Genomic DNA, 12,994 nt, shown 5'->3' with positions numbered 1-12,994 from the left:
CGCCCCCGCGACCCGTACCCTGGGCCCCATGCAGACCCCGTCGGACCGGCAGGCATATCCCTCCCACTGGGAAGCCGATGTCGTCCTGCGTGACGGAGGCACCGCCCGGATCAGGCCCATCACGGCCGAGGACGCGGATCGCCTGGTCAGTTTCTACGAGCAGGTCTCGGACGAGTCGAAGTACTACCGCTTCTTCGCCCCCTACCCGCGCCTGTCCGCCAAGGACGTCCACCGCTTCACCCATCACGATCAGGTGGACCGCGTGGGTCTGGCGGCCACCGTGGGCGGCGAGTTCATCGCCACCGTGCGCTTCGACCGCATCGACTCCCGCGGCATGTCCGCGAGCGCGCCCGCCGACGAGGCCGAGGTCGCCTTCCTCGTGCAGGACGCCCACCAGGGCAGGGGAGTCGCCTCCACCCTCCTCGAACACATCGCGGCCGTCGCCAGGGAACGCGGCATCCGCCGCTTCGCCGCCGAGGTGCTTCCCGCCAACACCAAGATGATCAAGGTGTTCACTGACGCGGGCTACCAGCAGAAACGCAGCTTCGAGGACGGCGTCGTACGACTCGAATTCGATCTGGAGCCGACCGACCGCTCGCTCGCCGTGCAGCGCGCCCGTGAGCAGCGCGCCGAGGCGCGGTCGGTGCAGCGGCTGCTCACGCCGGCGTCGGTCGCCGTGATCGGCGTCGGGCGTACGCCGGGCGGCGTGGGGCGCAGCGTCCTTCGCAATCTGCGCGAGGCGGGCTTCACGGGGCGCCTGTACGCGGTGAACAGCGCGTTCGGGGAGGGCGATGAGGGGGGCGAGGTCGACGGGGTGCCCGCCTACCGCTCCGTGCGGGACATCGACGAGCCCGTCGAGCTCGCCGTCGTCACGGTGCCCGCCGAGCGGGTGCCGCAGGCCGTCGCCGAGTGCGGTGAGCGCGGGGTGCTCGGCCTTGTCGTGATCTCCGCCGGGTACGCGGAGAGCGGTCCCGAGGGGCGTGAGCGGCAGCGCGAACTGGTGCGTCAGGCCCGGTCGTACGGCACGCGCATCCTCGGCCCGAACGCCTTCGGGGTCATCAATACGTCGCCCGACGTACGGCTCAACGCCTCGCTCGCCCCGCATCCGCCCGAGCGCGGCAGGATCGGCCTCTTCACCCAGTCCGGTGCGATCGGCATCGCGCTCCTTTCGGGCCTGCACCGGCGCGGCGCGGGCCTGTCGACCTTCGTGAGCGCGGGCAACCGCGCGGACGTGTCCGGCAACGACGTGCTCCAGTACTGGTACGAGGACCCCGACACCGATGTCGCCCTGATGTACCTCGAATCCATCGGCAACCCGCGGAAGTTCACCCGGCTCGCCCGGCGGGCGGCGACGGCGAAGCCGCTGGTGGTGGTGCAGGGGGCGCGGCACAGCGGGATCGCGCCCACGGGGCACGCCGTGCAGGCCACGCGGCTTCCGCATGCCACGGTGTCGGCGCTGCTGCGCCAGGCGGGGGTCATCCGGGTCGACACCGTCACCGCGATGGTGGATGCGGGGTTGCTGCTCGCCGGTCAGCCGCTGCCGGGCGGGCCTCGGGTCGCCATCCTCGGGAACTCCGAGTCGCTCGGGCTTCTTACGTACGACGCGTGTGTTGCCGATGGGCTTCGGCCGCTGGCTCCGCGGGATCTGACCACGGGGGCTACCCCGGACGACTTCCGGGGCGCGCTCGCCGAGGCTCTGTCGGACGACGCCTGTGACTCCGTGATCGTCACCGCCATCCCCTGGGTGGGGGAGGACGGGGCCACGGCGTCCCCCGAAGGGGAGGAGTTGGCTGCTGCGCTGCGGGCCGCTGCTGCGGGGTGCCCTGCGAAGCCCGTCGCTGTGGTCCACGTAGAACTTGGCGGGCTCGCCGAGGCGCTGGCCGCCGCTACCCGTACTCGGCCTGACGCCCCTGTTCCCGCACCCGGCGCAGGGGGCAGTGCCCACCCTTCCCCAAGCTCTCGGCTGCGCTCGAGCAGGGGAGACCCCACTCGCCCTGCGGAAGGCCTGCCCACAGCAACGGCCACAGACCCCGCGCACCGCATCCCCGCCTACCCCGCCGCCGAGCGCGCCGTCCGGGCCCTTGCTGAAGCCGTCAAGTACTCCCAGTGGCGGCGGGATGCCAAGGAGCCCGGGAAGGTTCATGAGTACGAGGACATCGACGAGAGCGGCGTCGCCCAGCGGATCGATGAGCTTCTTGTGGAGCAGGGGGACACCCGTGGCGCCACCCTCGCCGAGGGGGACGCCCGCGAGTTGCTCGGGCGGTACGGCATCGACGTACGAGAGGCCCTGCCCGCGCCCGACCCGGACGCGGCCGTGGCGGCCGCCCGTGCGCTCGGCTACCCCGTGGCCCTCAAGACCACGGCCCCGCACCTGCGCCACCGCGCCGACCTCGGCGGTGTGCGGCTGGATCTGGCGGACGAGGAGCAACTGCGCCGCGCCTACACCGAACTGACCGACGCCTTCGGCAAGCCCGTCGAGCTGCGCCTGGTCGTGCAGCCGATGGCGCCCCGCGGTGTCGACACCGTCGTCCGCGCGGTCATCGACCCGGCGGCCGGAGCGGTGCTCTCGTTCGGGCTCGCGGGTGCCCCGTCCGAGCTGCTCGGCGACACCGGGCACCGGCTGATCCCGGTCACCGAGCGCGACGCGGGTTCCCTGGTCAGGTCCATCCGGACCGCTCCGCTCCTCTTCGGCTGGCGCGGCTCGGCGCCCGTGGACACCCCGGCTCTCGAAGAGCTGCTCCAGCGGGTCTCACGCCTCGTGGACGATCACCCCGAGGTGGTCGCCGTGTCCCTGGAACCCGTGGTCGTCGCCCAGCGCGGCCTCTCCGTGCTCGGCGCCTCCGTGCGGCTCGCGCCCCCTCCGGCCCGCAGCGACCTCGGCCCACGGGTCCTGCCCGGGTACTGAGGCGGCCGGTGGGGAACCGTGGGCCCTCCACCGGGTCGTAGGATGGACGGCATGGCAAAGACCGGTACGACGACCCAGGGGCTGCGCGCGGCGATCGAGCGCAGCGGCTACTACCCGGCCCTCGTGGCCGAGGCGGTGGAGGCCGCGATCGGCGGCGATCCCATCGGGTCGTACCTGGTCCACCAGGAGACCACGTTCGACGCGAACGAAGTGCGCAGGCACGTGACGGTCCTCGTCCTGACCGGCACCCGCTTCATCGTCAGCCACACGGACGAGCAGGCGGCGGACAGCACATCGCCGACGCCGTACGCGACGACCTCCACGGAGTCCGTGAAGATCGGCCGGATCTCCTCGGTCGTCGTCAGCCGCGTCGTCGCCAACCCCGAGAAGTACGTCCCCGGCTCGCTGCCCCGCGAGGTCGTCCTGACCATCGGCTGGGGCGCCGTGTCGCGCATCGACCTGGAGCCCGCCGCCTGCGGCGACCCCAACTGCGAGGCGGACCACGGCTACACCGGCAGCTCCACCGCCGACGACCTCAGCCTCCGTGTCAGCGAGGCGGGCGACGGCCCGGACGCCGTGCGCCAGACCCTGGCGTTCGCGCAGGCGCTTTCCGAGGCGACCGCGGAGACCGCCCGCTGATGTCCCTGCCCGCCTGGGACGACGTAGAGCCGCTCTCCCTCGACTCCGCACCCCTGCCCGAGTACGGCGCGGGCTCGCTCGCCGACCTGCTGCCCACACTCGTCTCCCACCAGGGCGTCGAGGGCTTCACGCCCGTCATCCCGGAGCTCGCGCCCGCCGACCGGAACTGCGTCTTCCTGATCGACGGTCTCGGCTGGGAGCAACTGCGGGCCCACCCCGACGAGGCGCCCTTCCTGACCTCGCTCATCGGTTCGTCGCGCGGCGGTACGGGGCGGCCGATCACCGCCGGTTTCCCCGCCACCACGGCGACCTCGCTCGCCTCGGTCGGCACGGGCCTGCCGCCCGCGTCGCACGGCCTGCCCGGCTACACGGTCCGCAACCCCGCCACCGGCGAGCTGATGAACCAGCTCCGCTGGAACCCGTGGACGGACCCGCGCAAGTGGCAGCCGTACCCCACCGTCTTCCAGCAGGCCCATGCCGCGGGCGTGCACACCGCCCAGGTGTCGTCCCCGACGTTCCAGAACACCCCGCTCACCAAGATCGCCCTGAGCGGCGGCACCTTCCGCGGCAAGCTCTCCGGCGAGGACCGCATGGACCTCGCGGCCGAGCAACTCGGCGCGGGTGACCGGTCGTTGGTCTATACGTACTACGCGGAGGTCGACGGCAAGGGGCATCGCTTCGGCGTGGACTCCGACGCCTGGCGCGGCCAGCTCATGTACGTCGACCGCCTGGTCCAGCGTCTCGCCGAGCAACTCCCGCCGCGCAGCGCCCTGTACGTCACCGCCGACCACGGCATGCTCGACATCCCCTTCGACGAGCAGTCCCGTATCGACTTCGACGAGGACTGGGAGCTGAGCGCGGGCGTCGCCCTCCTCGGCGGCGAGGGCCGTGCGCGCCATGTGTACGCGGTGCCGGGCGCCGAGAACGACGTCCTGACCGTCTGGCGCGAGGTGCTCGGCGAGCAGTTCTGGGTGGCGAGCCGGGACGAGGCCATCGCCGCGGGCTGGTTCGGGCCGTCAGGAGCCGTCGACGAGCGGGTGTACGAGCGCATCGGCGATGTCGTCGCGGCCGCCCACGACGACGTGGCGATCATCGCAAGCCGGAAGGAACCGAAGGAGTCGGCCCTGGTCGGCATGCACGGCTCCATGACCCCCGTCGAGCAGCTCGTGCCGCTCGTCGAAGTACGCCCCTGACCAGACTCCCGGTGCACACTTTCCCCTCGTACGTACGCCTCGAAAGGCCGCAACTCCCCATGCCCGAGCTGGTGTTCTTCTCCGGAACGATGGACTGCGGAAAGAGCACCCTGGCTCTGCAGATCGAGCACAACCGCTCGGCCCGCGGCCTGAAGGGGATGATCTTCACCCGTGACGACCGCGCGGGCGAGGGCAAGCTCTCCTCGCGGCTCGGCCTCGTCACGGACGCGATCGAGGCCGCGGACGACTTCGACTTCTACGCCCATCTCGTCGACCACCTCTCGCGAGGCGGCCGCGCGGACTATGTGATCGCGGACGAGGCGCAGTTCCTCGACCCGGGACAGATCGACCAACTGGCCCGCGTCGTCGACGACCTGGGGCTCGACGTCTTCGCCTTCGGCATCACCACGGACTTCCGCTCCAAGCTCTTCCCCGGCTCGCAGCGCCTGGTCGAACTCGCCGACCGCGTCGAGGTGTTGCAGGTCGAGGCCCTGTGCTGGTGCGGCGCCCGCGCCACCCACAACGCCCGCACGATAGGCGGCGAGATGGTCGTCGAAGGCGCCCAGGTCGTCATCGGCGACGTCAACCACGCGGCGGACGAGGTGGGTTACGAGGTGCTGTGCCGCCGTCACCACCAGCGCCGGATGACGTCGGCGACTTCGCGCGCGGGCGCCCTGTCGCCCGACGTGCTGCCGGTCGACGCGCCCACCCGCCTCTGAGTCGGCGTCAGCCCTCCGACCGTACGAGCGCGAAGACCGCGCCCTCCGGGTCGGCGACCGTGGCCACCCGCCCATGGGCGGCCGCCCGAGCGGGCTCGATGACGTGCCCGCCGAGTTCGGTGACCCGCTTCACCGAGGCGTCCACGTCGGCGACTTCGAAGTACGTCATCCAGTGCGGACCCCGGTCCCGCGGCAGGTCCTGGCCCACGCCGCGCACCGCGGCCACCGGCCGGCCGTCGACGTGGAACGTCACGTAGTCGGACTTGGAATCGGAATCGGAATCGGACGGGACGACCGCCTCTTCGGTGTACCCGAAGACCGCTTCGTAGAACTTGACGACGTCCGCCGTCTCCGTCGTCACCAGTTCGTTCCAGGCGGGCGCTCCGGCCTGCCCGACCAGCTCGCCGCCCAGGTGCTCCGCCGCCTGCCAGATCCCGAACACCGCGCCCGAGGGGTCCACCGCGATGGCGAGGCGCCCGGCCTCACCCGCGTCCAGCGGGCCGACGCCGATCGTGCCGCAGCAGTGCCGCACGGCATCGGCGGTCGCGTTCACGTCCTCCGACGCCAGGTACGGCGTCCAGGCGATCGGCAGATGGTGGTCGGGAGGCAGCTGGCCGATCCCGGCGACCTCGTGACCGTCGAGCAGCGCCCGCACGTAGGGCCCGAGCTGCTCCGGGCCGGGCCGGAACTCCCAGCCGAACAAAGCCCCGTAGAACTCCTGGGTCGTGGCCAGGCCATGCGCCATCAGGCTCACCCAGGTGGGTGTGCCGGGCGCGCGGCCGACGGCCTCCGAGCCGTCACGCCGGCCCGTCGACCCCCGTACCTCCGTCATCATCACTCTCTCCTCGGCCCGTCATGGTGGCCGCTCGGCTCCGCTTTCGAACGCGCGTACCCATGTAGCGCGTTTGCCCGCCCGTGCAGATGCTTGCACCACCTGAGGCACCGCGCGCCCTGGCCGCGCCGCGTTGCCCGGCTCCGCTCAGAGGATGCCCGGTTTGCCGTTTCTCATCCGTTAACGCGCGATTGCCCAGTGGTGTCGTCAAGAAGTACGTGCTGTCGTTCAAGAAGTAAGTGGTGCCATCTACAAGTACACGGCGTGCCCGGCCGTGTACGCAATGGGTTCGGCGGTCTCCGGCGGAGCAGGCTAGCCGGACCTGGCCGAAGCGGCCACCTCGTACGCAAGGATGGGCCCATGAATGCCATCATCTCCGCATCCGAACTCGCGAGCGACTTGGCGGGCGAGAACCCGCCGGTACTCCTGGACATCCGCTGGCAGCTGAGCGTCGCGAAGGCGGCGGGCGCCCCCGCCTTCGACGGGCGGGCCGAGTACGAGAAGGGGCACATCCCGGGCGCCGTCTTCGTCGACCTGGACGCCGATCTCGCGGGCGAGGCGGGCTCGGCCGGGCGGCATCCCCTGCCGGATGTGGATCGCTTCGGAGCGGTGATGCGGGCGGCCGGGGTCTTCGCGGACCGGGACGTGGTCGTGTACGACGGCGGGCAGGGCTGGGCCGCCGCACGCGCCTGGTGGCTGCTGCGCTGGACGGGGCATCCCTCGGTGCGTGTGCTCGACGGCGGGCTCGCGGCGTGGAGCGGTCCGCTGGAGGCGGGGGACGAGCGCCCGGAGGCCGAGGGTTCGTTCGTCCCCGGGACGAACACCAAGGACCTCCTCGACGCGGACGCCGCGGCGGCCCTTGCCCGCTCCGGCCTGCTCCTGGACGCCCGCGCGGCCGAGCGCTACCGCGGTGACGTCGAGCCGATCGACCGCGTCGGCGGCCACATCCCGGGTGCGGTCTCCGCGCCGACCACGGAGAACGTCACGGCGGACGGCACCTTCCGGCCGGCCGCCGAGCTCGCGGACCGCTTCAACTCCCTGGGCGCGTCCGACACGTCCGAGGTCGGCGTCTACTGCGGCTCCGGTGTGTCCGGGGCTCATGAGGTGCTCGCGCTCGCGGTGGCGGGGATCCCGGCGTCGCTGTACGTCGGCTCGTGGTCCCAGTGGTCGTCGGACGAGTCGCGTCCGGTGGCCAAGGGCCCGGACCCGCAGTAGCGGCAGCGGCGGCACATACGTCGTCGGGCCCCGCATCTGAACGGCGCGGGGCCCGACAACGTATGAACGTATGACTGAGTGCTACTCCTGCTTCTTGCGGCGCGTGCCGAAGACGATCTCGTCCCAGCTGGGCACCGCCGCGCGCCGCCCGGGCCGGACGCCGTCGGCCTCCGCCTGGCGGTCGGTGGTGCCGACGAGGCGGTCCCGGTGGCTGGCCACCGAGCGCGGCATCAGGACGTCCGCGTACGCGGAACCCGCTCCGGCCGACGCGGCGGGCGGCTCCTCGGCCTCGGGGTCCTGCTCGGCCTCTTCGGCGGGCGGGAGATCCGTGGGCGGGAGCGCCGGGCGCTCCGGCACGATCATGTCGCCGCGGAAGCTCGGCACCGCCTCGAGGAGGCTGGTGAGCGAGTCACGCTCCGCCTCGGAGACGGACGCGGTCGCGCCGGTGGCCACGCCTTCCTCCCCGGGCTCCGGAGGCTGCGGCGCGCTCGGGCGCTCCAACTGCCGGTCCAGGGCGCGGTCGAGCGGCCGGTCGAGCGAGGCCCTGTCCCGGGGCAGCCGGGCGATGCGCGGCACGAACGGGAAGCTCGGCTCGGGCGCGGCGATGTCGTCCGTCTCGCCGATCAGCGAGCGCGCCTCGTCGTCCATGGCCTGCACGAGCCGCCGCGGCGGGTCGTACGTCCAGCTCGCGGCGTGCGGTTCGGTCGCGACGCGGTAGACGAGCAGGACCTCCCAGGTGCCGTCGTCGCGGCGCCAGGAGTCCCACTGAATGGATTCCTTGTCGGCGCCGCGCAGGAGCAGCCGCTCCGACACGGCCTCGCCGAGCTGGGGTCCGGTGTTCTCGCCGGGACGGCGCACGGGGGTCTTCCGGGCCCGCTCGGCCATGAAGGCGCGCTCGGCGAGCACGGGTCCTTCGAAGCGGCGGACGCGATCGACGGGGATTCCGGCGAGCGAGGCGACTTCCTCCGCGCTCGCACCGGCACGTATCCGGGCCTGGATGTCGCGGGGGCGGAGGTGGCTCTCCACCTCGATCTCGATCTGGCCGAGGCGCGGACGGTCGCCGCGCACGGCGGCGCGCAGCCGCTCGTCGATCGGAAGTGTGTACTCCGTGCTGTCCGCAGCTTTGAGCACCAGCCGTGTGCCGTCGTTGCTGACGGCCACGACACGCAGTTCGGGCATGGGGACCTCCCGGGTGGTGCCTGCCGACGTCACGTGCGTCGCTGCTTCCGCTAGTCGAGTGTGGCCTGCCCGGGTGCAGCCTGCCACAACCTTGCCGAGTTGCCCGGCGTGTCGGGCATGGGCCCTAGGTCGCCGTTATGGCACGGTTACCTCTTCGCAACTCTCAGTGACCAACTTGGTCACCCTGTGCAGCGAGCCCCCTCCCGGCAGGTCCTGGAAGGCCCCGGGCACCCAGGTGGGAGACCGGACCCAGGGCTCGCAACAGTACTCCATTCGGGCCACGCGGGTGGTGCGCCGCGCCGCCGAACTTCTCGCGGGGGGCGGGAGTTGACGCACCTGGATACCCGGGCAGGGTGGTGCATGAGTGGCGCACTTCACGGAATCTCCAGAAACGGAACTAACCACTTCACCCATACGTCCCTTTCTCGTGTAGTCAGTCGAGAAAGGCAGGTAAGGGTCGGAGATGCGTGAAAAGCCGGATTCCGGCGAGGAATCCAAGGGCCAGTCCGAGGACCAGTCCAAGGGCCAGGAGGGGTCGACGGAGAAGCGGCGCCTCGATCTGAGTCTGCCGCAGGTGGCGGGGAGCGCCGTGGCCGCCGTCGTGGGTGCGAAGCTCGCCGCCAGCTTCGGCGTCTACGGCACGATCCTCGGCGCCGGCCTGGTGAGTGTGGTCGCGACCTGTGGTGGCACGATCTTCCAGCACTTCTTCCGGCGCACGGGCGAGCAGATACGTGACGTCGCGGTGCAGGCCAAGCCGCGGGTGCAGCAGGTACCGCTGACCGATGGCTCGGGTGAGCCGGTGGCCGAGACGTTCAGAGCCGAGGCGTACACGGGAGCTGCGCAGGCGTACACGGGAGCCACGGCGCATGCCGGGGCGGGGCCCGTGACGACGACCTGGGGGAGAGCGGTCGACGCCGACGCGGCCTCCATACCGCCGCCCGTCCCGGGCGATCTGGACCGTACGACCGTGGTGCCCGTCGTCGGAGACGGCGACCGTACGAGTGTGCTGCCCGAGGCCGGTGACGCCGACCGCACCACGGTGCTGCGAGTGGCCGACGCCGATGCCGACAAGACCCAGCTGCTCGGAGCAGTCGACGCCACGCAGTTGGTGCCCCGCGACGACGAGACGCGCGTCCTGCGGCAGACGGCTCCCGCCGCGCCGGTCGAGCCGCCGCTCCCCTCGGAGGAGTTCACCGACGGCACCACGCACCGCACGCAGATCCGCAGCTGGAAGCGGCCGTTGATCGCGGCCGCAGTCGTCTTCGGTGTGTCCATGGCCGGGATCACGACGTACGAGATCGTCTCCGGAGAGGACTTCAGCGGGGGCCACGGCACCACGATCGGCAACGGCTTCTCGGGCAGGAACGGCTCGTCCGGCGACCGGCCCACGCCCTCGACGGAACCCTCCGGGCAGCCGTCCGACGGCTCGTCGACGGGTACGGACGACGGGTCGCGGCAGGACGGCGACGCCTCGCAGGAGCCGAACGGGACGAACTCGCAGTCCTCGGACACCGGGAACGACTCGGGCTCCGATTCCGGTTCGAAGGACGACCCTGACAAGGGTTCGGACTCCGGCGACGGCTCCAAGACGGACCCGACGCCCACTCCCACTCCCACCCCGACTCCCACTCCGACCCCGACGCCGTCGAACGGCGCCGGAAGCGGAAGCGGAAGCGGGGACGACGCGCAGCGCGACGCGACCCCCAACCCGTAGGCGGTCGCTCAGTCGCTCAGTCGCTCAGTCGCTCAGTCGCCCAGGACGCGGCGCAAGTAGTCGTTGCCGAACAGGCGGTCCGGGTCCAGGCGGTCGCGCAGGGCCGTGAACTCGGCGAAGCGCGGATAGGCCTGCGAGAAGTAACCGGCGTCGCGGGTGTGGATCTTGCCCCAGTGAGGTCGGCCCTCGTGCGCGGTGAAGATCCGCTCGGCGGCGGTGAAGTACGCCTGGTAGGGCGTGCCCCGGTACATGTGGACGGCGATGTACGCGCTCTCCCGGCCCGATGCAGTGGAGAGCGTGATGTCGTCCGCGGGGGCCGTGCGGACCTCTACGGGGAAGCTGATCCGCAGATTCGAGCGCTCCACCATGGTCTTCAGCTCGCGCAGCGTCTCGACGAGGGCCGCCCGCGGAACGGCGTATTCCATTTCCATGAAGCGCACGCGGCGCGGACTTGTGAAGACTTTGTAGGGGATGTCCGTGTAGGTGCGGGCCGAGAGCGCCTTGCTGGAGATCTTGGCGATGCCCGGGACGGTCGCGGGGACGGCCCGGCCAATCGAGTTGACCACCTGGAAGAGGCCGTTGGAGAGGATCTCGTCCTCCACGAAGGCGCTGACCCTGCCGGGCGGAGCCGCGGGGCCCGCGCTGCGGTTGTTGCGCTTGGTGTTGCAGTTGCCGGTGTGCGGGAACCAGTAGAACTCGAAGTGCTCGTTCTCGGCGTGCAGCGCGTCGAACTCACCGGTGACCTTGTCGAAGGTCATCGGTTCCTCACGGGCGGTGAGGAAGAAGACGGGCTCCACGGCGAAGGTGATCGCACTGATCACGCCGAGCGCTCCGATGCCGAGCCTGGCCGCCGCGAAGACCTCAGGATTCTCCTTCTCGGAGCAGGTGAGGACCGTGCCGTCCGCGGTGACGAGCTCAAGTGCCGTGATCTGCGCGGAGATCGACGCCGAGTCGCGGCCCGTGCCGTGCGTCCCGGTGCTGATCGCGCCGGAGACCGTCTGCTCCATGATGTCGCCCATGTTCGTGAGCGACAGGCCCTCGCGGGCCAGCGCCGCGTTCAGGCGCTTGAGCGGAGTGCCCGCTTCCACGGTGACGGTGCCGGCCTCGCGGTCGATCCTGCGGATGCCGGTGAGGAGTTCGGGGCGTATCAGGAGGCCGTCGGTGGCCGCGGTCGCCGTGAAGGAGTGTCCCGTGCCGACCGGCTTCACCCTGAGGCCGTCGTCCTTGGCCTGGCGCAGCGCGGCACTGAGCTCGTCGACCGAAGCGGGGGTGACCTCCCTGGCCGGACGTGCGGTGACGTTGCCCGCCCAGTTACGCCACGCTGCTCTGTTCTTCGCGCTGCCCGTGCCCGTTGCCGTGCTCATGGGTCCCTCCCCGTTGCGAAACCGGCTTCTTCAGTCGGCGATACCCAAGGAATCCGACCGTCACCGCGACGGCCCCGGCCACTCCGGGTACCGCGTACCCGGCGTCCGAACCGGCCGCGTCGACGACCAGGCCGGCCGCGGAGGAGCCGAGCGCGACGCCGACCGCGAGTCCGGTGCTCACCCAGGTCATGCCCTCGGTCAGCTTCGTACGGGGTACGTGCAGTTCGACGAGGGCCATCGTCGTGATCATGGTCGGCGCTATGGAGAGGCCCGCGATGAACAACGCCACGGCCAGCAACGGAAGATTCCCGACCAGTTGAAGCGGGATCATACTCACGGCCATCGCACAGACACCCAGCAGCCACCTCGGTGCGGGAGCACCCGTGAAGCGCATGAGCCCGAAGGCCGCTCCGGCCACGCAGGAGCCGAGCGCGTACACCGCGAGCACCAGGCTCGCCGCCGCCTTGTGCCCCTGGTCCTCGGCGTACGCGACGGTCACCACGTCGATGGACCCGAAGATGGCTCCCGTCGCCGCGAAGGTCGCGACCAGGACCCGGAGCCCTCCGGAGCGCAACGCCGAGCCCTTGGTGTGGTGTTCACGCCCGTGCGGCACCGGCTCGGTGGCCCGCTGGGACGTCAGCCAGAAGACGCCCGCCGCGAGGAAGACCCCGGCCATGAGCGGCCCGGCCTCGGGGAACCACGCGGTGGAGAGACCGATCGAGAGGATCGGCCCGAAGATGAAGCAGATCTCGTCCACCACGGACTCGAAGGAGTACGCGGTGTGCAGCTGCGGAGTGCCCCGGTAGAGGACGGCCCAGCGCGCCCTGATCATCGATCCCACGCTCGGCACGCAGCCGACGAGCGCGGCGAAGGCGAACAGCGTCCAGTCGGGTAGTTCGTACTTCGCGCAGAGCAGGAGCCCGGTGACCGCGGCAAGGGAGGCCAGGGTCGCGGGCCGAAGCACCCGGCGCTGGCCGTACCGGTCGACCAGACGCGAGATCTGCGGGCCGATCGCGGCGGCGGAGAGCGCGACGGTCGCGGAGAGCGCGCCCGCGAGGCCGTACCTCCCCGTGAGCTGGGACACCATGGTCACGATGCCGATGCCCATCATCGACAGCGGCATCCGTCCGAGGAGGCCCGCCGTCGAGAACCCTTTGGTGCCGGGGGCGGCGAAGATGGCGCGGTAGGGGCTTGGCACGTGGGACTCCGCTGAGGGGCCGGGGCGGCTCCGCGA

The 12,994-nt window shown here is 71.4% G+C and carries 10 protein-coding genes; 6 read left to right on the top strand and 4 right to left on the bottom strand.

Annotated features, from left to right (window positions below; translation table 11 throughout):
- Window positions 1-28 precede the first annotated feature (28 nt).
- Genes ACWFRJ_RS37815 through ACWFRJ_RS37800 form a run of 4 tightly spaced genes read left to right on the top strand, consistent with a single transcriptional unit; the run spans window position 29 to window position 5,456 of the window.
- The gene (locus ACWFRJ_RS37815; RefSeq protein WP_453541810.1) at window positions 29-2,905 is read left to right on the top strand and encodes a bifunctional acetate--CoA ligase family protein/GNAT family N-acetyltransferase; all 2,877 of its coding nucleotides are present in this window, start codon (window positions 29-31) and stop codon (window positions 2,903-2,905) included.
- Between the two features lie 51 nt (window positions 2,906-2,956).
- Window positions 2,957-3,544, top strand: coding sequence for a DUF5998 family protein (locus tag ACWFRJ_RS37810; protein ID WP_389912938.1), 588 nt, complete (start codon window positions 2,957-2,959; stop codon window positions 3,542-3,544).
- On the top strand, window positions 3,544-4,737 hold the full coding sequence (locus ACWFRJ_RS37805) for an alkaline phosphatase family protein (protein ID WP_453541807.1): 1,194 nt from the start codon (window positions 3,544-3,546) through the stop codon (window positions 4,735-4,737). The genes ACWFRJ_RS37810 and ACWFRJ_RS37805 overlap by 1 nt, the downstream gene beginning before the upstream one ends.
- A 59-nt stretch (window positions 4,738-4,796) precedes the next feature.
- On the top strand, window positions 4,797-5,456 hold the full coding sequence (locus tag ACWFRJ_RS37800) for a thymidine kinase (protein WP_453542096.1): 660 nt from the start codon (window positions 4,797-4,799) through the stop codon (window positions 5,454-5,456).
- A 7-nt stretch (window positions 5,457-5,463) separates the two neighbouring features.
- On the opposite strand, the gene ACWFRJ_RS37795 is transcribed toward ACWFRJ_RS37800, so the two are convergent.
- Window positions 5,464-6,288, bottom strand: coding sequence for a VOC family protein (locus ACWFRJ_RS37795; RefSeq protein ID WP_453541804.1), 825 nt, complete (start codon window positions 6,286-6,288; stop codon window positions 5,464-5,466).
- 360 nt (window positions 6,289-6,648) lie between these two features.
- On the opposite strand from ACWFRJ_RS37795, the gene ACWFRJ_RS37790 reads away from it, so the two are divergent.
- Complete coding sequence (locus tag ACWFRJ_RS37790) at window positions 6,649-7,503, top strand: sulfurtransferase (protein ID WP_453541801.1); 855 nt, start codon at window positions 6,649-6,651, stop codon at window positions 7,501-7,503.
- An 81-nt stretch (window positions 7,504-7,584) separates the two neighbouring features.
- Here ACWFRJ_RS37790 and sepH read toward each other — a convergent pair whose 3' ends face one another.
- Complete coding sequence (gene sepH / locus ACWFRJ_RS37785; RefSeq protein ID WP_453541798.1) at window positions 7,585-8,682, bottom strand: septation protein SepH; 1,098 nt, start codon at window positions 8,680-8,682, stop codon at window positions 7,585-7,587.
- Window positions 8,683-9,145: 463 nt separating this feature from the next.
- Between sepH and ACWFRJ_RS37780 the strand changes: the two genes are divergently transcribed.
- Entirely contained in the window at window positions 9,146-10,396 is a 1,251-nt protein-coding gene (locus ACWFRJ_RS37780) for a hypothetical protein (RefSeq protein WP_453541795.1), read from the top strand.
- A 32-nt stretch (window positions 10,397-10,428) separates the two neighbouring features.
- On the opposite strand, the gene ACWFRJ_RS37775 is transcribed toward ACWFRJ_RS37780, so the two are convergent.
- Together ACWFRJ_RS37775 and ACWFRJ_RS37770 are read right to left on the bottom strand one after the other, a co-directional pair.
- Window positions 10,429-11,760, bottom strand: coding sequence for a D-arabinono-1,4-lactone oxidase (locus ACWFRJ_RS37775; RefSeq protein WP_453541792.1), 1,332 nt, complete (start codon window positions 11,758-11,760; stop codon window positions 10,429-10,431).
- Window positions 11,708-12,958 carry an MFS transporter gene (locus tag ACWFRJ_RS37770; RefSeq protein ID WP_453541789.1) on the bottom strand — a complete coding sequence of 417 codons (1,251 nt, stop codon included), beginning with the start codon at window positions 12,956-12,958 and terminating at the stop codon, window positions 11,708-11,710. The genes ACWFRJ_RS37775 and ACWFRJ_RS37770 overlap by 53 nt, the downstream gene beginning before the upstream one ends.
- Window positions 12,959-12,994: the final 36 nt, after the last annotated feature.

The sequence above is a fragment of the Streptomyces sp. NPDC055239 genome (assembly GCF_053606205.1).
Note: the sequence above shows the minus strand (reverse complement) of the source record. Positions and strands in the feature narration are given on the sequence as shown.